This window comes from Streptomyces sp. GESEQ-4, assembly GCF_017948455.1.
Classification (GTDB): Bacteria; Actinomycetota; Actinomycetes; order Streptomycetales; family Streptomycetaceae; genus Streptomyces.
Genome location: NZ_JAFFSU010000002.1, coordinates 100,077 through 122,698, shown reverse-complemented (window position 1 = coordinate 122,698; position 22,622 = coordinate 100,077). Strand labels below are relative to the sequence as shown.

General features: G+C 72.1%; 24 protein-coding genes. 12 read left to right on the top strand and 12 right to left on the bottom strand.

The window, feature by feature from the left end:
• Positions 1–15: 15 nt before the first annotated feature.
• The 3 genes from KCH48_RS05955 to KCH48_RS05945 all read right to left on the bottom strand — a co-directional run bounded on the left by KCH48_RS05955 (position 16) and on the right by KCH48_RS05945 (position 1,973).
• Positions 16–849, bottom strand: coding sequence for an SDR family oxidoreductase (locus tag KCH48_RS05955; protein WP_210571070.1), 834 nt, complete (start codon positions 847–849; stop codon positions 16–18).
• An 85-nt stretch (positions 850–934) separates the two neighbouring features.
• On the bottom strand, positions 935–1,450 hold the full coding sequence (locus tag KCH48_RS05950) for an immunity 21 family protein (RefSeq protein WP_210571069.1): 516 nt from the start codon (positions 1,448–1,450) through the stop codon (positions 935–937).
• A 46-nt stretch (positions 1,451–1,496) separates the two neighbouring features.
• A complete protein-coding gene (locus KCH48_RS05945; RefSeq protein WP_210571068.1) occupies positions 1,497–1,973 on the bottom strand; it encodes a rhodanese-like domain-containing protein in 477 nt (158 codons plus the stop codon).
• A gap of 94 nt (positions 1,974–2,067) precedes the next feature.
• Between KCH48_RS05945 and KCH48_RS05940 the strand changes: the two genes are divergently transcribed.
• Positions 2,068–2,514: an Lrp/AsnC family transcriptional regulator gene (locus KCH48_RS05940; protein WP_210571067.1), complete on the top strand. Its 447-nt coding sequence runs from the start codon at positions 2,068–2,070 to the stop codon at positions 2,512–2,514.
• Between the two features lies 1 nt (position 2,515).
• On the opposite strand, the gene KCH48_RS05935 is transcribed toward KCH48_RS05940, so the two are convergent.
• Positions 2,516–5,500, bottom strand: a complete 2,985-nt coding sequence (locus KCH48_RS05935) for an AAA family ATPase (protein WP_210571066.1) — start codon at positions 5,498–5,500, stop codon at positions 2,516–2,518.
• The gene (locus KCH48_RS05930) at positions 5,497–6,660 is read right to left on the bottom strand and encodes an exonuclease SbcCD subunit D (RefSeq protein WP_210571065.1); all 1,164 of its coding nucleotides are present in this window, start codon (positions 6,658–6,660) and stop codon (positions 5,497–5,499) included. The genes KCH48_RS05935 and KCH48_RS05930 overlap by 4 nt, the downstream gene beginning before the upstream one ends.
• A 272-nt stretch (positions 6,661–6,932) precedes the next feature.
• Here KCH48_RS05930 and KCH48_RS05925 point away from each other — a divergent pair, with 272 nt between their 5' ends.
• From KCH48_RS05925 to KCH48_RS43155, 3 genes are all read left to right on the top strand, one after another.
• The gene (locus KCH48_RS05925) at positions 6,933–7,601 is read left to right on the top strand and encodes a peptidase E (protein WP_210571064.1); all 669 of its coding nucleotides are present in this window, start codon (positions 6,933–6,935) and stop codon (positions 7,599–7,601) included.
• Positions 7,602–7,720: 119 nt separating this feature from the next.
• A complete protein-coding gene (locus KCH48_RS43160; protein ID WP_210571063.1) occupies positions 7,721–9,013 on the top strand; it encodes a vanadium-dependent haloperoxidase in 1,293 nt (430 codons plus the stop codon).
• 304 nt (positions 9,014–9,317) lie between these two features.
• Positions 9,318–10,547, top strand: coding sequence for a vanadium-dependent haloperoxidase (locus KCH48_RS43155; RefSeq protein WP_210571062.1), 1,230 nt, complete (start codon positions 9,318–9,320; stop codon positions 10,545–10,547).
• 63 nt (positions 10,548–10,610) lie between these two features.
• On the opposite strand, the gene KCH48_RS05910 is transcribed toward KCH48_RS43155, so the two are convergent.
• The 3 genes from KCH48_RS05910 to KCH48_RS05900 all read right to left on the bottom strand — a co-directional run bounded on the left by KCH48_RS05910 (position 10,611) and on the right by KCH48_RS05900 (position 12,572).
• Entirely contained in the window at positions 10,611–11,237 is a 627-nt protein-coding gene (locus tag KCH48_RS05910; protein ID WP_210571061.1) for a YigZ family protein, read from the bottom strand.
• Positions 11,238–11,319: 82 nt separating this feature from the next.
• Positions 11,320–11,859 carry a histidine phosphatase family protein gene (locus tag KCH48_RS05905; RefSeq protein ID WP_210571060.1) on the bottom strand — a complete coding sequence of 180 codons (540 nt, stop codon included), beginning with the start codon at positions 11,857–11,859 and terminating at the stop codon, positions 11,320–11,322.
• On the bottom strand, positions 11,856–12,572 hold the full coding sequence (locus KCH48_RS05900; RefSeq protein WP_210571059.1) for a hypothetical protein: 717 nt from the start codon (positions 12,570–12,572) through the stop codon (positions 11,856–11,858). Before KCH48_RS05900 ends, KCH48_RS05905 begins: the two co-directional genes overlap by 4 nt.
• 149 nt (positions 12,573–12,721) lie before the next feature.
• Here KCH48_RS05900 and KCH48_RS05895 point away from each other — a divergent pair, with 149 nt between their 5' ends.
• From KCH48_RS05895 to KCH48_RS05885, 3 genes are all read left to right on the top strand, one after another.
• Entirely contained in the window at positions 12,722–13,147 is a 426-nt protein-coding gene (locus KCH48_RS05895) for a CoA-binding protein (RefSeq protein ID WP_210571058.1), read from the top strand.
• A 44-nt stretch (positions 13,148–13,191) separates the two neighbouring features.
• Positions 13,192–14,145 (top strand): formylglycine-generating enzyme family protein, encoded by a 954-nt coding sequence (locus KCH48_RS05890; RefSeq protein ID WP_210571057.1) that lies wholly within the window; start codon positions 13,192–13,194, stop codon positions 14,143–14,145.
• 70 nt (positions 14,146–14,215) lie between these two features.
• Complete coding sequence (locus KCH48_RS05885; protein ID WP_210571056.1) at positions 14,216–15,439, top strand: 4-hydroxybenzoate 3-monooxygenase; 1,224 nt, start codon at positions 14,216–14,218, stop codon at positions 15,437–15,439.
• Positions 15,440–15,451: 12 nt separating this feature from the next.
• Here the strand turns inward: KCH48_RS05885 and KCH48_RS05880 are convergent, their stop codons facing one another.
• On the bottom strand, positions 15,452–15,811 hold the full coding sequence (locus KCH48_RS05880; protein ID WP_210571055.1) for a metalloregulator ArsR/SmtB family transcription factor: 360 nt from the start codon (positions 15,809–15,811) through the stop codon (positions 15,452–15,454).
• Between the two features lie 62 nt (positions 15,812–15,873).
• Between KCH48_RS05880 and KCH48_RS05875 the strand changes: the two genes are divergently transcribed.
• The gene (locus KCH48_RS05875) at positions 15,874–16,905 is read left to right on the top strand and encodes a cation diffusion facilitator family transporter (protein WP_210571054.1); all 1,032 of its coding nucleotides are present in this window, start codon (positions 15,874–15,876) and stop codon (positions 16,903–16,905) included.
• Positions 16,906–16,908: 3 nt separating this feature from the next.
• On the opposite strand, the gene KCH48_RS05870 is transcribed toward KCH48_RS05875, so the two are convergent.
• A complete protein-coding gene (locus KCH48_RS05870; RefSeq protein WP_210571053.1) occupies positions 16,909–17,469 on the bottom strand; it encodes a YbaK/EbsC family protein in 561 nt (186 codons plus the stop codon).
• 23 nt (positions 17,470–17,492) lie between these two features.
• Complete coding sequence (locus KCH48_RS05865) at positions 17,493–18,065, bottom strand: helix-turn-helix domain-containing protein (RefSeq protein ID WP_210571052.1); 573 nt, start codon at positions 18,063–18,065, stop codon at positions 17,493–17,495.
• A gap of 116 nt (positions 18,066–18,181) precedes the next feature.
• Between KCH48_RS05865 and KCH48_RS05860 the strand changes: the two genes are divergently transcribed.
• Positions 18,182–19,039 carry a DMT family transporter gene (locus tag KCH48_RS05860; RefSeq protein WP_210571051.1) on the top strand — a complete coding sequence of 286 codons (858 nt, stop codon included), beginning with the start codon at positions 18,182–18,184 and terminating at the stop codon, positions 19,037–19,039.
• A 10-nt stretch (positions 19,040–19,049) separates the two neighbouring features.
• Here the strand turns inward: KCH48_RS05860 and KCH48_RS05855 are convergent, their stop codons facing one another.
• Positions 19,050–19,814 (bottom strand): acyltransferase, encoded by a 765-nt coding sequence (locus KCH48_RS05855; RefSeq protein ID WP_210571050.1) that lies wholly within the window; start codon positions 19,812–19,814, stop codon positions 19,050–19,052.
• A gap of 110 nt (positions 19,815–19,924) precedes the next feature.
• Between KCH48_RS05855 and KCH48_RS05850 the strand changes: the two genes are divergently transcribed.
• The 3 genes from KCH48_RS05850 to KCH48_RS05840 all read left to right on the top strand — a co-directional run bounded on the left by KCH48_RS05850 (position 19,925) and on the right by KCH48_RS05840 (position 22,614).
• Positions 19,925–20,449, top strand: a complete 525-nt coding sequence (locus KCH48_RS05850; protein WP_210571049.1) for a gamma carbonic anhydrase family protein — start codon at positions 19,925–19,927, stop codon at positions 20,447–20,449.
• Between the two features lie 135 nt (positions 20,450–20,584).
• The gene (locus KCH48_RS05845) at positions 20,585–21,490 is read left to right on the top strand and encodes an NADP-dependent oxidoreductase (RefSeq protein ID WP_210571048.1); all 906 of its coding nucleotides are present in this window, start codon (positions 20,585–20,587) and stop codon (positions 21,488–21,490) included.
• 62 nt (positions 21,491–21,552) lie between these two features.
• On the top strand, positions 21,553–22,614 hold the full coding sequence (locus KCH48_RS05840) for an alkene reductase (protein WP_210571047.1): 1,062 nt from the start codon (positions 21,553–21,555) through the stop codon (positions 22,612–22,614).
• Positions 22,615–22,622 lie beyond the last annotated feature (8 nt).

Here is a 22,622-nt window from a genome sequence, read left to right as displayed (position 1 = left end):
CCGTCCACCTTGTGGTCAGCGCCGGAACCCGCCCTCCGAGTCGATGACCTGACCGGTGACCCACTCCGCCTCGTCCGTCGCCAGCCAGGCGATGAGACGGGCGGGGTCGTCGGGCATGCCCCACTGGCCGGCGGGGAAGCGGGCGGCGACGGCCTCGTAGGCGTCGCCTGTCAGGTAATCCGTGTCCACGGGGCCGGGGTTGACCGTGTTCACGGTGACCGCGTGCTCGGCGAGCGTGGTGGCCAGGGAGCGGGTGATGGAGGCCAGGGCGCCCTTCTGGAGGGCGTAGGCGATCTCGCCGGGCATACCGCCCGCGATGTCCTGGCCGGAGGTCATCATCATCACGCGCCCGCCACGGGGCCGCTCCGGCTGCCGGGCATAGGCCTGGATCAGCAGCAGTACCGAGCGAGTGTCGACCGCCCAGTGCGCGTCGAGCATCGTCGCGTCGATCTCGTCGAGCGTTCCGTCGGAGCCGCTCAGAGCGTGGTTGGCGACGAGGATGTCGAGCCGTCCGCCGAGTGCCGAGGTGGCTGTGGCGATCAGGTGCGCGGGTGCGGCCGGATCGGAGAGATCGCCGGGACCGGCGACGACACTGGCGCCGGGATCACCGAGTGCCGCGCGCACGGACGCGGTCACGTCCTCGGGGCGGTCGGCGCCCCAGGGCATGGCCGCGTCGTGCGGCACATGGTGATGCAGATAGACGCTCGCGCCGTACGCGGCGAGCCGTCGGGCCACCGCATGACCGATACCGCCGCGCCGGCTGGCACCGGTCACGAGAGCGGTGCGGCCACGCAGGGGCAGGGGGTCACGGCGCAGGGCTTCGGGGGCGGGGTGCGGGAATCGGGGCATGGTCGACCATGATGGGGAACGCGTGCGCGGGGCGCATCTGATTTCCCAGGCGAGCCGCCCCGACCTCCAGCACCTGACGCGAAGGTCAGTCCCCCAGCGGCCGCAACTGCACCAGCCCCAGCCAGGTCTCCGGCCCGGGCTGCACCTGCGCCGCCCGGACCGCGTACGGCCCCGGCTCCAGGGCGATCCTCAGGTGCCCTGCCCGCTCGCAATCCCCTCCGGGCCAGGCCGAGTCGAACAGCAGCACCGGGCCGGGCACGTGCCAGCGCACCTCGTCCGCCCAGACCGCGGTGGTGAGGGCCTCGGGGACATGGGCCAGCAGTTCGTCCTCGGAGTCGGCCGCGCACCACCGTACGAAGGTGTCGTGGGCCGGCAGGAAGGTGGTCAAGGCCGGCTCGTCGCCCAGGACCAGGGCCGCGGAGTCCCCGACCGGGAGCAGCCCGACGAAGCCGTCGACCTCGCAGGCCCGGTCGTAGTCCGAGGCGGTCTCGTCGCCGTCGGCGCCCGCCCAGAACGGCAGCACCGTCTCCGGCACCGCTATGAGCGGCCCGCCGCCCGACTCGACCCACTCCACGACGCCCGTTTCCGCGTATCGCACCATGGCGCAGAAACCTACACGCACAGGGGCCTCGCACGTCACGGTGGTTTCAACAGCCGCAGTCCTCCGCGTCCATGGGCGCCGTCAGAGGGTCGGAGGCGCGGCGTTCGCGGCCGTGCCAGGTCTCGAACTCGAAGCCCTCGCGCACCCAGTACTCGAAGCCGCCGAGCATCTTCTTGACCTGGTAGCCGAGTTCGGCGAGGGCGAGTGCGGCCCGGGTCGCGCCGTTGCAGCCGGGGCCCCAGCAGTACGTCACGACGGGCACGGACTTGTCGAGGAGTTGCCCGGCCTGTTCGGGGATGAGCGCGGTCGGGAGGTGGACGGCGCCCGGGATGCGGCCCTGGTCCCAGGACTCGGTGGAACGGGAGTCCAGCACGACGAAGCCCGGGTCGCCGTCGGCCGCGAGCGCGGCGGCCACGTCGGAGACGTCGGCGTGGAAGACGAGGCTGGCGCGGAAGTGGGCGGCGGCCTCGGCCGGGGTGGCGGGGGCGACGCGGAGGACGGGGTTCACGGTGGTGGTCGTCATGGGCAAAAACCTACGGTCGTCGAGCCGCGCTCTGAAGTGGCGATCCCCGGCACTCCTCTTGATCGGCCGGGGATTCCCCTGCTATTCATCGCTCATGACCACGTATTCCCCGGACGCCACCGACTGGCGCATCCTCGACGTCCTCCAGCGGGAGGGCCGGGCCAGCTTCGCTGAGCTGGCCCGTGCCGTCTCCATGTCGCCGAGCGCGGTCACCGAACGGGTGCGGCGGCTGGAGGAGGCGGGCGTCATCCAGGGCTATGCGGCGGTCGTCGATCCGGAGCGGCTCGGGCTGCCGATCCTGGCGTTCGTCCGACTGCGCTACCCGACCGGAAACTACAAGCCTTTCCACGACCTTGTCGCCGCGACCCCCGAGATCCTGGAGGCCCACCACGTCACGGGCGACGACTGCTTCGTCATCAAGGTCACCGCCCGCTCGATGCGCCACCTGGAGGAGGTCTCCGGGAAGATCGGCGCCCTGGGTTCGGTCACCACGAGCGTCGTGTACTCATCGCCCCTGCCCCGGCGCCCGCTCGGCCGCTGACTCAGCCGACGCCCCGCTGCCGCAGTTCGGAGCCCGCTCTGCCCTTGACGACCTCCAGCTGCGCGTGAATACGTCTGCGCAGGTCGGCGACGTGACTGACGATGCCGACGCTGCGGTCGCGCTCGCGCAGCGAGTCGAGGACGTCGAGTACCTCGTCGAGGGTCTGCTCGTCGAGGCTGCCGAAGCCCTCGTCGATGAAGAGGGTGTCCAGCCGGACGCCGCCCGCCTCGTCCGTGACGACATCCGCCAGGCCGAGGGCGAGGGCGAGCGAGGCGAAGAACGTCTCGCCGCCCGAGAGGGTCGCCGTGTCCCGCTCGCGCCCGGTCCACGCGTCGACGACATGCAGCCCGAGGCCGCTGCGTCCGCGGCCGGCGCGGTCGTCGGAGTGGACGAGGGTGTAACGGCCGGAGGACATGCGCCGCAGCTGTACGGTCGCGGCGGCGGCCACCTGTTCCAGGCGGGCGGCCAGCACATACGTCTCCAGGCGCATCCTGCGTTCGTTGTCCGCCGAGGTGCCCGCGCTGAGTCCGGCGAGACGGGCCACCCGGTCGTACTCCTCGCGCAGCGGCGCCAGCCGTCGTACGCCCTCCGCCGCTCGCGCGGAGAGCCGGTCGAGCTCGGCGCAGCGTCGGGCCGCCGCGTCGCGGGCGGACGCGGCGTCGCGCAGCCGCTGGGCCGCGGCGGACGCGGCCCGCTCGGCGGCTTCGAGGTCGGCGGGCGGCTGCTGGGCGGCGGCAGCGGTGTCGGCCTCGGCGAGGACCGCGCGGACGGCGGCCTCCTCGGACTGCCAGGCGTCCAGCCGCCGTTGCAGCTCGCGGTGGGCCGCGTCGTCGAGCAGGGCGGACGCCGCGGCCTGCGGGGTGTCGAACCCGGCGCGGAAGGCGGACTCGGCGAGCCTGCCGTCCGTGGCCTTGAGCCGCTCGGCGCTCTCGTCGGCGGCCCGCGCGGCGTCGGCGGCGTCGGAGAGCAGGGCGACCTGCTGCTCCAGCTGCGCCGACCGCGCGGCCACGCTCGCCGAGGCGCCCCGGGCCTGCGCCAACTCCTCCTCCAGCGCGGCCTTCTCCAGCTCCAGGCGCTCTCGCTGCCCCACCCGCGAGGCAGCTCGTACGGCCGCCTCCTGCCGTACGGTGGTGCGCCGCTCGTGCTCCTGCTCGGCCCGGCGCAGCTCCTCCTGCCCGGAGTGCAGCCCGGAGGCGTCCCGGCGTGCCTGCTGGTACAGCCCCTCCAACTCCTCCGCTTCTTGGGCGAGTTGGCCCGTAGGCGCGTCTCCGGCCTCCGCGGTGGCGGCGGCCAGGGCCTCCCGTACGAGGCCCAAGCGCCGCTCGTCCTCGGCGCGCTGTTCGTCGGCGCGCTGGTAGGCGGCGAGTGCGCGCTCCTCCGCCTCCCGGTCGACGTGTCCGTCGATCTTCCGTGCGGGAGCGGGGTGTTCGGTGGCTCCGCAGACGGCGCAGGGCTCGCCGTCGGTGAGGTGCGCGGCGAGTTCGGCGGCGATGCCGTTCAGGCGCTGTTCCTTGAGGTCCAGCCAGTGGGCGCGGGCCTCGACCGCACGCTCGGCCGAGGCGAGCGCCTGCTGCTGTGCGGCTTCGGTGTCGCCGGCGAACTGGTCCCGCTGCCGGGCCGCCCCGAGCCGCCGCTGGGCGGGTTCGCGCTGTACGGCGAGCTGCTCGGCCCGGGTCGCGGCCTGCTGGGCGGCGTCGATGCGGGCCTGGAGCGCGGCGCGGGTCGCCTCCCACTCGGCGAGCCAGGCATCCGCGTCCTGGAGGACGTCCTCGTCGGCGCGCTCCTGACGGTCCAAGTGGGCCCGCTCGTCGATGAGTTCGGTCAGCCGGTGTTCGGCGCGCCGGGCCGATTCCAGGCCGCCCAGCTCCTCGGCGGCCCGGCGTGCGGCGGCGGCGAGTCCGCCCGCGCCCGCGTCGGCGAAGGCCTCCGGCAGCAGGGCACGCGCGCGTGCCTGTGCCGCCGCCGCACGCCGGTGTTCGGCGTCCGCGGCCTCCCGCAGCTCCAGCGCGGGCGCCACCACCTCCGCCTTGCGCGCCCGCTCCATGCGCGCCTGCGCCTCTCTGTAGGCGTCGACGCGCTCCTCCATCAGCGCCGCACGCTCGCGTGCCTGAGCGAACCGCTGTTGCAGCCGCGCCAGTTCGCGTACGTCGGCCAGGGCGCGGTCGGCCGCGGCCTGCCCGGACTCGGCGGCCGTGAGGCTGCAGCGGGCGATCGTCAGCTGTTCGCGGGCGGTGCTGCGGGCGACGGCGGCGGCGCTCATGACGGCGTCGGCCAGTCCGGGGTCGCCCGGCGCCAGCTCCGCCAGGTCCATGGCGTCGCCCGCCGCCTGCTGCATACGGTGCGCGTCGGCCAGCAGAGCGGTGTCCTGGTCGCGCACCCGGGCCTCGGTGGCGCGCCGACGCTCGGCCAGGCTCTTCTCGACCTCCGCGAAGCGGTGCGTCTCGAAGAGGCGGCCCAGCAGTCTGCCGCGTGCCTCGGCGTCCGCGCGCAGGAACCGTGCGAAGTCGCCCTGCGGCAACAGCACGACCTGGCAGAACTGCTCGCGGCTCATGCCGAGGAGTTGGGTGATCTCCTCGCCGATCTCCTGGTGGGAGCGGCTGAGGTCCTTCCAGGCGCCGGTGGCGGCGTCGTACTCGCGCAACCAGCTCTGGGCCTTGTCGAGCGTCGTCCCCGCACCGCGCTTCTTCGGCCGCTCCCAGGCCGGCTGCCGGGTCAGCTCCAACCGGCGTCCGGCGACGGTGAGTTCGAGGGTCACCTCGGTACGGGTACCGGCCGGCGCATGGTCGCTGCGCAGCGAACCGCCCTGGCGGGCACCGGGCACCGAGCCGTACAGCGCGTAACACACGGCATCCAGGACGGACGTCTTGCCGGCGCCGGTCGGTCCGTGCAGGAGAAAGAGGCCGGCCGCCGACAACTCGTCGAAGTCGACGGACTGGGACCCGCCGAAGGGCCCGAAGGCGGTCATGTCCAGCCGGTGCAGCCTCATCGCGCCACCTCCCGGACAGCCCCGTCCGAGCGCACCGCGTCGAAGGCGTCCCGCAGCACGGTCCGCTCGTCTTCATCGGGCCCGGCGCCGCGCACATGGGCCACGAAGTCCTCGGCGATCTGCTGGTCGCTGCGTCCGGCGAGCCGCCTCGCATACGACACGTCCGGGTCCTCCGGCGCCCGCTCGGGGTCGAAGACCAGGCTCAGCGTGTGCGGGAAGCGCTCGGTGAGCCGGGCCATCGGGTCGGCCGGGCGGACCGGGTCGGTGAGCGTGGCCTCCACCCACGCCTCCTCGTGCCGGGCCAGGCCGGGGTCGGCGAGCAGTTCCTCCAGGGTGCCGCGGATCCGGGCCAGCGCACGGGGCACCGGGCAGTCGACGCGCTCGGCGGTCACCGACCCGTCGGCGGCCAGGTCGACGAGCCACATGCTCTTGCGGTGGGCGGCCTCCGAGAAGGAGTACGGCAGCGGGGAACCGGAGTAGCGCACGCGCTCGGTGATGGTCTGGCAGCCGTGCAGATGCCCGAGCGCCACATAGTCGACGCCGTCGAACACCCCGGCGGGGACCGAGGCCACCCCGCCGACCGTGATGTCCCGTTCGCTGTCGCTGGCCTCACCGCCGGTGACGAAGGCGTGCGCGAGAACGACGGAGCGGGTGCCGGGGAGGTGTGTGTCGAGGTCGGCGCGGACGCGGTCCATGGCGGCGGCGAGGACGGCCTCGTGTCCCGGCTTCTCCACCCCGAACTCGCCCTTGACCAGGGCAGGTTCGAAGTAGGGCAGGCCGTAGAACACCACGTAACCGTGCTCGTCCTCCAAGATCACCGGCGTCCCCGCCGACGAGGCATCGGTGCACAGGAAGATGCCCGCGTGCTCCATCAGCCCGGCGCCGACGCCGAGCCGGCGCGCCGAGTCATGGTTCCCGGAGATCATCACCGTCGGCACACCGAGCTCTGCGAGCCGGTGCAGGGCGTCGTCGAACAGCTCGACCGCGGCGAGCGGCGGGACCGCCCGGTCGTACACATCTCCCGACACGACCACCGCGTCCACCTCGCGCTCACGCACGGTCGTGACGAGGTGGGCGATGAACTCGGCCTGGGCGTCGAGCATGTTCACGCGGTGGAATGCCCGGCCCAGGTGCCAGTCGGAAGTGTGCAGAATTCTCAAGACGCCGCTCCGACCTGCATGTTTTCCCCTACTCCGCCCCGGAACCCAGCACCGAACCAGCACGGCCCTCGCCGACAGCACCGACCACGCTAACGCCTGCCGGCACCTGATCCATCACAGACCTCAATCTGCCACCCGCATCCGGCGTCAGATGACCGTAAATGTCCGCAGTTATCTGGATAGTCGCGTGACCAAGCCACCGCGATCCTTCGAGGAAAGGAGTGGATCCGGGGTGCGTTGCGCGTCCACGTCAGCCGTGATGGGCTCGTCCGATGAACCTTCTATTGACGGCGAGTGGCCTGCGCAACGAGACATTGCGGGATGCGCTGCGGGACATGCTGGGAAAGCCGTTCGGATCGGCGAACATCGTGTTCGTACCCACAGCGTCAGTCGCCGAGCCCGGGGACCACGGGTGGTTCGTCGAGGACATGAACCGGCTGCACGGCCTCGGCTGGCGGGAGTTCGACGTCCTGGAGCTGAACGGCCTGCCCCGGCAGATGGTGCTGGACCGGCTGCTCCACGCCGACGTCATCTATGTCGAGGGCGGCAGCCACTACCACCTCGCGCGCAGCATCACCGGCAACGGCCTGGCCGACGGCTTCCTGGAGGCGCTGGAGAGCCGGGTCTATGTGGGGGTCAGCGCCGGATCAATGATCTTCAGCCGGAATCTCACCGCACACTCCGCCGACGTCATCGGGGACACCGCGGACCTCCACGTGCTCGGCGCGACGGCCGTGGAGCCGCCGTTCGGCCTCTTCGACTGGTATCTCAAGCCCCACCTGTACTCGCCGCATTTCCCCGAGCGGGACGACGCCTGGGCTGACCGCATCACCGCGCGCGCCGACTTCCCGATCTACTTCATCGACGACGAGACGGCCGTTCGCGTCAGGGATGCCAAGGTGGATGTCATTTCTGAAGGCCGCTGGCGGTTCCATCCGTGACTCAACGCGTGATGGGGAGAAACCCCGTCGGATGGTCGATGATTGTCGATGTAACGATAAAACTGACTCCCCGTCGATAGGCTCGGACGATCTGTCACCGACAAGCCCATGGGGGTCTCGTGACACACCGTCCGCTCGCCGGATCATGCAGAGGGTTACGCCGTATCGCGGTCCTCACCGCACTCGCCCTGACCGTCCCACTGGCGGCGGCCACCACCGCCGAGGCACACAGCGGTGTGGAGGCCGCCCCGGGCAATCCCGTCATCGCCTGGAACATCCACGCCCAGACCGCCATCTACGACACCGCCAAGCAGTCGCCCACCGCCGGCAACCGCAGCTTCGCCATCGTGCAGGGCGCCGTGTACGACGCGGTCAACGCCGTCGCCGGCCGTCCGTACGAGCCCCTGGTCAGCGCGCCCCGCAGCCGCCCCGGGGACTCCACCGCCGCGGCGGTCGCCGCGGCTGCCCACGACACGTTGCTGTGGCTCTTCCCCGGGCAGGCCGAGTCGCTGAACGCGCGGTACGACGAGGCGCTGGCCGCGATCCCCGACGGCCGCGCCGAGGACGGCGGGGTGGCCGTCGGCAGGGCCGCCGCCGCGGCGATGACCGAGAGCCGCCGTGACGACGGCTTCGATCCCACCGCGCCGTGGACGGTCGGCACCGAGCCGGGCGAATACCGGCCCACCCCGCCCGGCTACGTCGGCGTCGGCGCCTGGGTGCCGAACCTGAAGCCGTTCGTCGTCCCCGACGCCGGCGCCTACCGGGTCAAGCCCCCGCCGGCCCTGACCGGCGCCGCCTGGGCCCGCGCCCTGAACGAGGTCAAGAGCCTCGGCGCGGCCGCCAGCACCGTCCGCACCGAGGACCAGACCGAGGCGGCGATCTGGTGGGACGACCCACAGATGGTCGAATGGTCGATCACCCGCCAACTCGCCGGCACGCACCACCTCAGCCCCCTCCGGACGGCCCGGCTGCTCGCCATGGTGTACGTGGCCTCCACCGACACCCTGATCGCCTGCTACAAGGCCAAGGCGCACTGGAACTTCTGGCGCCCCGTGACGGCCATTCCGCTCGCCGGTACCGACGGCAACCCGGCCACCGATCCCGACCCGGACTGGACGCCGCTGCGGGTCACCGCCCCGTCGCCGGAGTACCCGTCGGGCCACGCCTGCTTCACCACGGCGGTCATGACGGCCCTGGGTTCGTTCTTCGGCCGTGACGACCTCACGTTCGCCGCGTACAGCCCCGCCTCCGGCACGACCCGGCACTACGACAGCCTTCGGGCGGCGACAGCCGAACTCCTTCAGGCGCGCGTCTGGGCAGGCGTGCATTACCGCTTCGCCTCCGAGCACGGGCACCGGGTCGGGCTGGCGGTCACCCGCGACGTCCTGAACCACGCCTTCCAGCGGCGCTGACGCGGCCGTCCCTCTCGACAAAGGGCAGGCGGGCGGCTTCTGACAGGCAACTCAAAGATGTTTGCTGACAGTTGGCGCAGCAGGGAGCGTGGCACGCGAACCCGTGCCAGGTCGCTCCTTGCTCCGCCACCGGAGCGTCAGGGACCTTGACGAGGGTCGGCGGTGCGAGGAGATTGGCGGGACCGGGCCGACGGCGGCGCGGGCGGACTCCGCCTCCTGGTCCCGCCGACCGGCTCCGGTTGGGGGAATCGTGCCTGTCAGGACGTTCTTGCGGTTGGCCGCCGGGTTCACCACGGCAATGGCGGTGGCAGCCTCAACGGGGCTGATGAGCACCGCGCAGGCATCCCCGCGCACCACCCCGGACCCGGCGGTGATCACGGACTGGAACGCCATTGCCGTACGAACGATCTTCACCGAGGGGCAACAGCCCCCGCCGGTGGCGCAGTTGTACCTGGGTTTCGTCTCGACCGCCGTGTACGACGCGGTAGCGGCCATCGACGGCCGGTACGCGCCATACGCCAAGCAACCGCGCCCCCGCCCGCACGCCTCCTCGCAGGCCGCCGCGGCGACGGCGGCGTACCAGGTGCTCAGCCACTACTTCCCGGCGTCCGCGCAGGCGTTGGGCTCCGATTACGCCGCGTCGCTCGCGAAGGTCCGCGAGGGTGCCGGCAAGACGCACGGCATCCGGGCGGGTAAGGCGGCCGCTGCCGCCATGGTGCGGCTGCGTACAGAGGATGGCCGCGGCGCCGACGTGACGCTGGACGTGACTCCCGCGCCGGGGGTGTGGCGGCCGACGCCGCCCGCGTTCGCGCCGATGGCCTTTCCCTGGCTGGGGTTCGTCCGGCCGCTGCTGCTCAAGTCCCCGACCCAGATACCCCTGGCCGGCCCTGACGCACTGAACAGCACCGCCTACACCCGGGACTTCAACGAGGTGAAGGCAGTCGGCGTGGCGTCCAGCGGCAGTCGTACGCCGGCACAGACCGAGACCGCCCGGTTCTGGAACGACAACCTGCCCCGCCAGTTCCAGACCGCGTTCCGTGACCAGGCCACCCGTCGCCATCTGAATATCGCCGACAGCGCGCGGATGTTCGCCGTCCTCAACGCGACCGCCGCGGACGCGGCCATCGCCTGCTGGCGCGGCAAGTACGACCACGCCTACTGGCGTCCGAGCACCGCGATCCAGCTCGCCGACACCGACTCCAACCCGGCCACCACACCCGACCCGGCGTGGAGTCCGCTGGTCCCGAACCCGCCCTACCCGGACTACCCGAGCGGACACGCCTGCCTCACCGGCGCCACCACGGCCGGCCTCAGCCACCTGTTCGGGGCCCGGCACATCGACCTGACGGTGGACTCCGCCGTCACCGGCACGACCCGGCACTACGCCACCGCGGACGCGCTGAATCAGGAGACGAAGAACGCCCGGGTCTGGCTGGGCATCCACTTCCGCAAGGCGACGACCGACGGCAACCACCTGGGTCGCGCGGTCTCCCGCTGGGCGCTGTGGCACTACTTCCAGCCCGCCGGCCGGTGACACCTCCCCCACAGCAGAAGGCACACGGGCCGATAGCCGACGTCGGCGTCGGCGACGCTCGCGTCAGGCGTCCCCGTACGCCTCTCCGCCCAGTTCGAACCCGGCCGTCCCCGCGGTGGCGTCGGCCAGCCACGCCCGGAACGCCTCCACGTCGGCGTCCGGCAGCCCGATGTCGATCGTGACGGCCTCTCCGTACCGCACGTCCCGCACCTCGCGGCCGGTGGCGCGCAGGTCGTTCTGGACCTTGCCCGCACGTAGATGGTCGACGGTCACCGTGGCGAGGCGGAAGCGCCTGCGGGTGATCGTGCCGAGGGTGTCCAGGGCCTCGCCCACAGCACCGCCGTACGCCCTGATGAGGCCGCCCGCGCCGAGCTTGACGCCGCCGTAGTGGCGGGTGACGACGGCGACGACGTACCGCATGTCGCGACGGAGCAGCATCTGGAGCATGGGGACACCCGCGGTGCCACCGGGTTCGCCGTCGTCGCTCGCCTTCTGGATCGCGGCGTCGGCGCCGATGACGTACGCGTAGCAGTTGTGGGTGGCGTCCGCGTGCTCCTTGCGGACGGCCGCGACGAAGTCCTGCGCCTCCTGCTCCGTGGCGGCCGGGGCGAGGGTGCACAGGAAGCGGGAGCGGTTGACCTCGGTCTCGTGCACGCCCGTGCGGGCCACTGTGCGGTACTCGTCCTGCATCGGGCCAGCCTATGCGCAGGGCACGCGCGCGTGGACAGCTGCTTCCGACGCTACTACTTCCTGCCGCTACTACTTCCTGCCGTTACTTCTTCCCTCGCGGCACCATCATCGACGTCAGCAGGGCCCCGCCCGGAGCGAGACCCCGCCACGACGTGCCGTACCAGGCCAGGATGGCGATCGCCGACGTCGGGAACTTCACGCGGACTCTCTCCAGCGCGTCGTCGAGACTGTCGCCGGCGAGCGCGAGGACCAGTTCCTCCAGGCCGGGGTTGTGCCCGACCAGCAGCAGGGTCTCGACCTCGGCGGACACGTCGTGCACGACCGACAACAGGTCGGGGACGTCGGCCCCGTACAGCCGCGGGTCGTGGTTCACCGGCGGCGGGGTGCCCCACTGGTCGGAGGCCAGCTCCCAGGTCTGCCGGGCGCGGACGGCGGTGGAGCACAGCGCCAGGTCCGGCAGACAGTCGGCCTCGGCGAGCGCGATGCCCGCGGCGGGCGCGTCCCGGCGGCCTCGCGGAGCCAGCGGGCGGTCGTGGTCGGGGACGCCGTCCGGCCAGGCGGACTTGGCGTGCCGCAGGATGACCAGGCGGCGCAGGGGGCCGGTCCCGTAGCGGGCGTTCATGCCGGGGCCCCCAGATCGCGGGTGAGGTCGAGACCTAGGAGCCGGTCGGCGTAGGCGTACGTCTCGAAGCGCGCGCCGTCGGGGAGGCCGGGCTCGGTCTCCGCCCACCGCAGGGTCGCCAGCACCTCGGGAACGTCGAGATCGTCCTCCCATGCGGTACGGAGCCGTCCGCGCACCTCGTCGGGGACCGGCCGCGACGGCCGGTGCGCCCAGGCGGCGACGGCACTCCGCCAACGACGGAGCGTCTCGGCTGCCTCGTCGAGGGCGGCCTCGTCGAGCCGCACCGACGCGGCGCGCGGACGGGACAGCAGGGCCAGCCGCAGCGCGGCGGGGTCGGCGCCTTCGGGAGCTTCCGACTCGACAGGGGCTACGGCGACCCGGACGCCGTCGGGCGCGCTGCCGCCCTCGGTCACCACATGGATGACCTGTGCCTCGCCCAGGCCCGGCTCGGCGTCCCGGCTGTGTTCGAAGGGCCGGATGCCGAGTGCCGCAGCGCCCGCCACCAGTTCGGCGGGCTCCCGCTCGCAGCTCAGCAGCGCCCAGACGGGTGTGCCGCCGAGTTCCAGGGCACGGACGAGCAGATCCGCGGCGAGCAGCACCCGCAGACCCGTCATGCCGACGCCCGGCGGATGGGCCTCGACACGGGTCAGCCCTCGCCGGACGGGAGCGGCGGCGACAAAGTCGCCGGTACGGGCGTCGGTGATGCGCAGCACGGGGTGAGCGTAGGCGGACGGAGGGCCGTGCGCAGGGTCCGGCGCGAAATCCGGACCCTATGGCGGCAATCAAGGGGGCGCGTGAGTCGGCCGGGAACGGGAATCACGGCGCCGCCTCACCCGTTGTGCGCTACGACAGCTCTTCTTCAATGCCCAGGAGGCCAGCGGTGTACGGCGACGCAGCGACGGTCCGCAAGATCCTCACCGAGCTCGGCGACACCTGGGCCGTGGTGGGCCTGTCGAACAACCAGGGGCGCGCGGCCTACGGCGTCGCCGACGTACTGCAGCGCTTCGGCAAGCGGATCGTGCCCGTCCACCCGAAGGCCGAGACGGTCCACGGGGAGCAGGGATACCCGTCCCTGGAAGCGATCCCCTTCCCGGTCGACGTCGTCGACGTCTTCGTCAACAGCGATCTCGCCGGTGCCATCGCCGACGAGGCGGTCGCGAAGGGCGCCCAGGCGGTCTGGTTCCAGCTCGGCGTCATCGACGAGGCGGCGTACGACCGCACCCGGGCGGCAGGCCTGGAGATGGTGATGGACCGGTGCCCGGCGATCGAGATACCCCGGCTGGGTTAGGGTCCGGACGCGTACCAAGGCGCACTTCACCGCGAGGAACACAGATGCACGAGTCTCCTCCCTGCTGCTCGCCGTCGGGACGCGGGCAGACGCAGCCTGTGGCGCTGTCCGCGCCGCCGCCGACGGTGACAAGTGGTGGCTCCGCGGAAGGCATGGTGCCGCTGCCGGGCGGCGAGTTCCTGATGGGCGCGGAGGACAGCGAGGGGTTCCCGGCCGACGGTGAGGGCCCGGTGCGGGCGGTGCGGCTGGACGCGTTCCGTATCGACGCCTGCGCGGTGACCAACGAGCAGTTCGCGGCCTTCGTCGACGACACCGGGCACACCACCGACGCCGAGCGCTTCGGCTGGTCGTACGTCTTCGCGGGTTTCCTGCCCGGCGCCCTGCGCCGTGGTGCCCCGCGTCCGGAGCAGGCGCCCTGGTGGTGCGGGATCGAGGGCGCGACCTGGCAGCGTCCGGAGGGGCCCGGCAGCACGGTGGAGGACCGCGGCGACCATCCGGTGGTGCATGTGTCGTGGCAGGACGCGGCGGCGTACGCGGCCTGGGCGGGCAAGCGGCTGCCCACGGAAGCCGAGTGGGAGTACGCGGCCCGCGGCGGACTGGAGCAGCGGCGCTATCCCTGGGGCGACGAGCTCAACCCGGGCGGCGAGTTCCGCTGCAACATCTGGCGCGGCACCTTCCCGACGAAGAACACCGCCGACGACGGCTACCGCGGCACCGCGCCCGTGGACGCCTTCGACCCCAACGGCTTCGGCCTGCACAACGTCTCCGGGAACGTCTGGGAGTGGTGCGCCGACTGGTGGGCCACCGACCACACGACCGCGCACCGCACCAACCCCACCGGCCCCCGCTCCGGCACCGCCAAGGTCATCCGCGGCGGCTCACACATGTGCCACAGGTCGTACTGCAACCGCTACCGCGTCGCGGCCCGCAGCGCGAACACCCCCGACAGCACCAGCGGCCACATGGGCTTCCGCTGCGCGCAGGACATACGTCCGTGAGGCCAGGGCATACGGCCGTGAATCGCCTCGGCACTCCCGCCGCGGCGCCCCGGCGCCCCATAATGCACGGGTGACCTTCGCCGCCCCCCACGCCAACTCCCCCGCCCCGCAACGCTTTCCGGTCGTCATCGTGGGCGCCGGGCCCGCCGGGCTGGCCCTCGGCAACGTCCTGCGGGCCGCCTCCGTCGACTGTGTGGTCCTGGAGACCGAGACACGGGAGTTCATCGAGCGCCGGCCGCGGGCCGGAGTCATCGAGGAGTGGGCCGTACGCGCCCTGGAACGGCGCGGACTCGCCGCGAACCTGCTGGAGCGGGCCCAGCTGCACACCGAGTGCGAGTTCCGCTTCGCCGGTGAGCGGTTCCGGTTCTCGTACGGCGAGCTGACGGGGCAGCATCACTTCGTCTATCCGCAGCCGTTGCTGGTGACGGACCTGGTGCGCGAGTACGCGGACGTGCGGGGCGGCGCCATCCGCTTCGGTGTGCGGGACGTCAAGTTGCACGACCTGGACTCGGACCGGCCGTCGGTGTCGTACCTCTGCCCCGAGAGCGGTCAACGGCAGGTCCTGCACTGCGACTTCGTCGCGGGCTGCGACGGGGCGCGCGGAGTGACCCGGACCGCACTGCCGGCCGACCGGACCCGGATCGCGCGCCACGACTACGGCATCGGGTGGCTGGCGCTGCTCGCCGAGGCCCCGCAGTCGGCGGACTGCGTGCTGTTCGGCATGCATCCGGGCGGCTTCGCCGGACACATGGCCCGCAGCCCCGAGGTCACCCGCTACTACCTGGAGTGCCCGCCCGGCGACGACCCGGAGAACTGGCCCCACGACAGGGTCTGGTCCGAGCTGCAGGCGCGGCTCGGCGCGGCCGGCGCCCCGCCGCTCACCGAAGGGCGACTGATCGAGAAACGCGTCCTCGACATGCACAACTACGTGGTCGAGCCGATGGTGTTCGGGCGGCTGTACCTGGCGGGCGACGCGGCCCACCTCACCGCACCGATCGCGGCGAAGGGCATGAACCTCGCCCTGCACGACGCCTTCCTGCTCGGCGACGCGCTCGCCGCCCACCTCACGAAGGGCGACGACAGCGGCCTCGACGGCTATTCGGCGGCCTGCGTGAGCCGTGCCTGGGACTACGCGGAGTTCTCGCAGTGGCTCTCCGAGGTCTACCACGGCACCTCGTCCGGCGACCCGTACCGCGCGGGCACCACCCGCGCCCGGCTGCACCGCCTCTTCGAATCACGCCTCGCGGCGGCGGCGTTCGCGGAGGGCTATCTGGGACTGAATACCAGCGGCTGACGGTTACCGAGTTCAGTCATGCACAGGCCGGTCGCTGAGCCGGTGATCGGCCACGTTCAGCGCCTCGTCCACGAGCCGGCGCAGATGCCCGTCACGCAGCGAGTAGATCACCCGGCGCCCCTCCTTCCGCGTGTTCACCAGCCCCGCGAGCCGCAGCCTGGCCAGGTGCTGGCTCACCGCCGGCCGCGCCGCCCCGCACGCCTCCGTCAGCGTCGTGACATCGGCCTCCCCTTCCCTCAGGGCGTGCAGCAGCGCGAGCCGGGTGCGGTCGCCGAGCAGCGCCAGGATCTCGGCGGCGAGTGCGAACTGTTCCTCGCCGGGGGTGCGCGGATGCGCATGGTGCGCAGGTGACAGGTGCATGCGTGCGCTCATACGCACATAATGGCGTCGTGGACGGGAAGATGTCCACCAGCACGCAACGGAAGGGGACCCTCGTGAGCGACGGGCACCACCACGAGCACCACGGCACCCCCCACACGCACAAGCACTCCCTCCGCCACCGTCTGACGCACCTCCTCACCCCCCACTCCCACGAGACCGCCGACAAGCTCGACTCCGCCCTGGAGTCCTCCGCGCGCGGCATGCGGGCACTGTGGGTCTCGCTGGCGGTGCTGGGGGTGACGGCGCTGGCGCAGGCGTTCGTGGTGGCGATGTCCGGTTCGGTCGCGCTGCTCGGCGACACAGTGCACAACACCGCGGACGCGCTGACCGCCGTACCGCTCGGGATCGCCTTCCTGCTGGGCCGGCGTGCGGCCACGCGGCGGTTCACCTACGGCTATGGACGCGCCGAGGATCTGGCGGGCATCGCGATCGTGCTGACCATCGCCGCGTCCGCGGCCTTCGCGGGGTGGACGGCGATCGAGCGGCTGATCGACCCGCGGCCCGTCGCGCACATTCCGGCGGTCGCCGTGGCCGCCCTGGTCGGATTCGCGGGCAACGAGTGGGTGGCCCGCTACCGGATCAGGGTCGGGCGTGAGATCGGCTCGGCCGCACTGGTCGCGGACGGACTCCATGCCCGTACGGACGGATTCACCTCACTGGCCGTGCTGTTGGGTGCCGGGGGCGCCGCGCTGGGCTGGCAACTCGCCGACCCGATCGTGGGGTTGGCGATCACGGCCGCGATCACGCTGGTGCTGCGCGACGCGGCACGGGAGGTGTTCCGGCGCGTGATGGACGCCGTCGACCCGGCTCTGGTGGACCGGGCCGAGCGGGCACTGCGGGAGGTGCCGGGCGTGCGTGAGGTGGGTGAGCTGCGGCTGCGCTGGATCGGGCATCGGCTGCGGGCCGAGGTGGCGGTCGTCGTGGACGGTGATGTGACGGTACGTCAGGCACATGCCGTCGCGGTGAACGCCGAACACGCGCTGCTGCATGCCGTTCCGCGGCTCACCGCGGCCCTGGTGCACGCCGATCCGGCGCCGGTCCCGGGCGAGGCGGATCCGCATCTGACGCTGGCCCACCACACCTGACCGTCACACCGGAACGCCCAGCCCCTCCAGGACCACGGCTCCCGGCAGCTCGGCGAACGCCTTCCCCGGTACCAGCAGCTTGCCGCGTCGGCGCCCGCTGCCGACCAGGACGTACGGCAGGTCGACGACGGCCGAGTCCACCAACACCGGCCAGTCGGCGGGCAGTCCGATCGGGGTGATGCCGCCGTACTCCATGCCGGTCTCGCCGGTCGCGGTGTCCATCGACGCGAACGAGGCCTTGCGCGCGCCGAGTTGGCGGCGGACGACGCCGTTGACGTCGACCCGGGCGGTGGACAGGACCACACAGGCGGCGAGCGTGGTCTCGCCGCCGCGCTTGCCCGCGACGACCACGCAGTTCGCCGACTGCTCCAGCAGCTCCCGGCCGTAGTGCTCCACGAAGACGGCGGTGTCGGCCCACTCCGGGTCGGTGTCGACGTAGACGATCTGGTCGGCGGGGACGCTGCCGCTCCAGTGGCGTACGGCGTCGGCGACCGGGCGGGTCAGCTCGTCGAGGGAGTCGGGGGCCGGGGCGGCGGTGTCGAAGTGTCCGATGGGTGCGTCCATGACCGCACGGTAACAGGGCCGTCTCAGTGCACGGGCGGGACCGAGACCGCCATGACCATGCGCATCGGCGCCTTGCCCGTATTGCCGTACACGTGCGGGGTGTTGGCCTCGAAGGAGGCGCTCGAACCGGCCGGGATCTGGTAGTCCACGCCGTCGACCGTGAGCGTGAGCTCGCCTTCCGTGACGTGCAGCAACTCGACCGTGCCGGTGGGATGCGGATCCGAAGGGCTGCTCTCACCCGGCATCAGGAACCACCTCCACAGCTCCAGCGGGCCGGGGGCCTCGGTGCCCGCGAGGAGCATGTTGTAGCTGCCGGCGTCGGTGTGCCACAGCCGTACGGCCTGCTCGGCGGGGACGATACGGACCTTCGGGCCCTGCTCGTAGTCGAGGAGGGTGGTGATGCTGATCCCGAGGGCGTCGCCGATCTTGACGACCGTGCCGAGGCTGGGATTGGTGCGGGCCTGCTCGATCTGGATGAGCATGCCGCGGCTGACGCCGGACCGGGCGGCGAGCACGTCCAGGGTGTAGCCGCGCACCGAGCGCCAGTGCTTGACGTTGCGCGCCAGGGATTGGGTCAGCAGGTCGAGGTCCGACACATTCCGTCCAACATCTAGGCCAATATTCTGGATGACAGCGTTCAGTTCGTTGAACTACGGTGGGGGTGCAACCGACGCACCTGACGTGTTCACCGAACTGTACTGCGAGGGTACCCGTGACAGCATTCTTCGCCCTGGCCAGCAGCCTGTTGTGGGGGCTGGCCGACTTCGGCGGCGGACTGCTGACCCGACGCACCCCGGCGCTCACCGTGGTCGTCGTCTCGCAGACGATCGCGGCCGCGGTGCTCGGCGTGATCGTGGTGGCCACGGGCGCCTGGAGCGAAGCCGGTCCGCTGCTGTGGTTCGCCGTCGCGGCCGGACTGGTCGGACCGGTCGCCCTCCTCTGCTTCTACAAGGCACTGTCGCTCGGGCCGATGGGCGTGGTCTCCCCGCTCGGCACACTGGGCGTCGCCGTCCCGGTCGGCGTCGGGCTCTTCCTCGGTGAGCGGCCCGGCCCGGTGCAGGTCGCGGGGGTCGCGGTCGCCGTCCTCGGCGTCGTCCTCGCCGGCGGACCGCAGCTCAGGGGCGCGCCGGTGCAGCGCCAGGCCATCCTGCTCACGCTGATCGCGGCGCTGGGCTTCGGCACGGTGTTCGCGCTGATCGCGGAGGCGTCGACGACGATCACCGGTCTCTTCCTCGCCCTCTTCGTGCAGCGCGTGACGAACATGGCGGCGGGCGGCCTCGCGTTGTACGTCTCCGTGAAGAAGGGCGCCGCGGCCGTCCCGGAGGGCGGCTTCCTGTGGGCATCGCTGCCCGCACTGGCCTTCGTCGGGCTGGCGGACGTCGCGGCGAACGGCACCTACTCGATCGCCGCCCAGCACGGCCCGGTCACCGTGGCCGCGGTACTCGCCTCGCTCTACCCCGTGGTGACCGCCCTGGCCGCACGCGGCTTCCTCAGCGAACGGCTGCGCACGATCCAGGCGGCCGGCGCGGGCCTCGCTCTGGTCGGCACGCTGCTGCTGGCGACGGGCTGAGCGGGAGCACTCAGGCTTCGGCGTCCAGTTGAGCGAGCCTGGCCGCGGCCTCCTCGTCCAACTCCCCCAGCGCCAGCAACTGTTCGGGCGTGACGCCGTCCGGAATCGGCACCGGCGCGGGGGTCCTCAGCGGCGGCTGCCAGCCCTCACCGGGAGTCCAGCGTCGTACGACCCGGGCGGGCGCACCCGCCACCACGGCATGGTCGGGCACCACACCTCGCACGACCGCCCCCGCCGCCACCACGACGTTCCGGCCGATCCGGGCGCCGGGCAGGATCACCGCGCCGGTGCCGATCCAGCAGCCCGGCCCAATCTCCACCGGCTCCATCCGCGGCCACTGCTTGCCGATGGGCTGGTGCGGATCGTCGTACGAGTGGTTCGTGGACGTGACATAGACGTACGGCCCGAAGTAGCAGTCGCTGCCGATGGTGACCGTCGTGTCGGCGATGACATGGCTGCCGCGCCCCAGGACCACCCCGTCCCCGATGCGCAGGATCGGCTCAGGGCCGAGATCCAGGTCGGGCATCAGACCGGCGGTCAGGGTCACCTGCTCGCCGACGATGCAGTGGGATCCGAGGTGGATCCAGGGTTCGCCGAAGACCGTGCCGAGCGGGAAGGCGAGGCGGGTGGCTTCGCCGATGGCGCCGAAGTGGAAGCGGCCGGGACTCTCGGCCGTCACCGAACCCATGCGCTGCGCCCACGCCCAGCCCGCGTGGACGGCGCGCTGCGTGAGGCCGCGCCGCCAGGACGAGAACGTGTTCTTGCGCTTGAGCACCCGCTTACCGTACTGAGCGTTCAGCCCCCTGATGACGCCGAGGGGCTGTGATCTTCGCCCTACCAGGCGGCGGTAGCGTGCCGGTGTACCCCGGACGACAGGAGACGGTGATGACGCACAAAGCGCTGATCAAGGGCATCGGCGGCAGGGAGCCGAAGATCGACACGGAGGCTTTCGTAGCGCCCACGTCCACGGTGATCGGGGATGTGACGCTGGAGGCCGGGGCGAGCGTTTGGTACGGCGCGGTGGTACGCGGTGACGTGGAGCGGATCTCTGTCGGGGCTCAGAGCAATATCCAGGACAACTGCACGTTGCATGCCGATCCCGGTTTCCCCGTGAGCATCGGTGCACGGGTGTCCGTCGGGCACAACGCGGTGGTGCATGGGGCGACCGTCGAGGACGACTGCCTGATCGGGATGGGGGCGACCGTGCTGAACGGTGCGGTGATCGGCGCCGGGTCCTTGGTCGCGGCGCAGGCTTTGGTGCCGCAGGGGATGCGGGTGCCGCCCGGTTCCCTGGTCGCGGGGGTTCCCGCGAAGGTCAAGCGGGAGTTGACGGGTGAGGAGCGGGAGGGCGTCACGCTCAACGGCACGATGTATGCGGAGCTGGCCACGGCACACCGGGAAGAGCTGTGACCGCCGGCGGGTGACCTGCGGGCGGTCGCCGCACTCGGCCCCACTTCCGCAAATACTTGGCTAGCCACGTGATTGCTGGTACGTTCATTATGTGGCCAGCCACGCTTTGGGTGGCCGAAGACACTAGGAGTCATCGTGAGGGCAATAGTTTTCGACCGTTTCGGAGGCACGGAAGTGCTGCACGAAGCGGACATCGAGGTCCCGCAGCCCGGCCCCGGCCAGGTCCGCGTCCGTGTGAAGGCGGCCGGGCTGAACGCGCTGGACGGCAAGATCCGCTCCGGGGCGCTGGAGGCCGTGTTCCCGACGCCGCTGCCCGCCGTCCCCGGTGGCGAGCTCGCCGGCGTGGTGGACGCCCTGGGTGAGGGCGTGCAGGACGTACAGGTGGGCGATGAGGTGCTGGGCTGGTCGGACACCGGCTCGTACGCCCAGTACGCGCTGGCCACCACCGTGGCCCCCAAGCCCGCCGGCCTCGACTGGCAGCACGCGGCCGCGCTGCCCGTGGCTGGCGCGACGGCCGAGCGGGTCCTGGACCTGCTCGGCGTCACCGCCGGGGAGACCGTACTGATGCACGGCGCGGCCGGAGCGGTCGGCACCCTGGCGGTCCAGCTCGCCACGGCCCGCGGAGCGCGTGTCATCGGCACCGCCGGCGCCGCCAACCAGGACTACCTCACCGCGCTCGGCGCCACCGCGACCCTTTACGGCGAGGGTCTGGTCGAGCGGGTCCGGGCGCTCGCCCCCGACGGCGTGGACGCGGTGTTCGACCTGGCCGGGAAGGGCGCCCTGGAGGACTCCGTCACCCTGCGCGGCGGCACCGACCGCATCGTCACCATCTCCGACTTCCGCGCGCACCAGCTCGGCATCACCTTCTCCAGCAGCCCCGGGGAACGCTCCACCGCCGCCCTGGCCGAGCTGGCCCAGGACGCCGCGACCGGCAAGATCGTCACCACCGTCACCGCCTACCCGCTCGACCAGGCCGCCACGGCCCAGCAGGTGAGCGACGCCGGGCACGTCCGGGGCAAGCTCGTCCTCACCGTCGACTGATCACGCCCGTCTTTCCCTCTTTTTGATCATCCCCTGTTCATCACCGCACCGAAGGACCCTTCATGTTGAACGCCCTGTGGACACCGACCACCGTCGGTGACATCTCCCTCCCGCACCGCCTGGTCATGGCCCCCATGACCCGCAGCCGGGCCACCTCGGCAGGCGTACCGACCGAGCTGAACGCCGAGTACTACGCCCAGCGGGCCTCGCACGCGCTCGTCATCACCGAGGGCACCCAGCCCTCCGCCGACGGCCAGGGCTACCTCCTGACCCCCGGCATCCACAGTGCCGAGCAGATCGCCGGGTGGCGCAAGGTCACGGACGCCGTGCACGCGGCCGACGGCCGGATCGTCATCCAGCTGATGCACACCGGACGTATCGCGCACCCCGACAACACTCCGCACGGGCGCCTGCCGGTCGCCCCCTCGGCGATCCGGCCGGCGGGCGCAATGTTCACCGCGTCCGGGCCCCGGGAGATGCCGGTCCCGCGCGAGCTGTCCACCGAGGAGATCGCGGCAACCGTCGACGACTTCCGCCGCGCCGCGGCGGCCGCGGTCGCGGCAGGCGCCGACGGCGTGGAGATCCACGGCGCCAACGGCTACCTGGTGCACCAGTTCCTGTCCGACAACTCCAACCAGCGCACCGACGGCTACGGCGGCTCCCTCGACAACCGCATCCGCTTCGCCGTCGAGGTCGCTGCCGCCGTGGCCGAGGAGATCGGCGCCGACCGCACGGGCATCCGTATCTCCCCCGGCAACCCCTACAACGACATCGCCGAGTCCGACACCGCCGAGCTGTACCCGGCGCTCGTGCGCGCCCTCAGCCCGCTCGGCCTGGCCTACCTCCACGTGATCCACCCCGGCGACGAGGAGCTGCTGGGCACCCTGCGCGCGCTGTGGCCGACCACGCTGATCCTCAACCGGGCGGGCACCGACCTGCCCACCCGCGCCCAGGACATCGACCACGGCACGGCCGACCTCGTCTCCGTCGGCGCCCTCGCGCTCGCCAACCCGGACCTGGTCGAGCGGCTACGCTCTGACGCGCCGCTGAACACCCCCGACCCGGCGACCTTCTACGGCGGCGGAGTGGCCGGCTACACCGACTACCCCACCCACACCGTCTGAGGAACCCC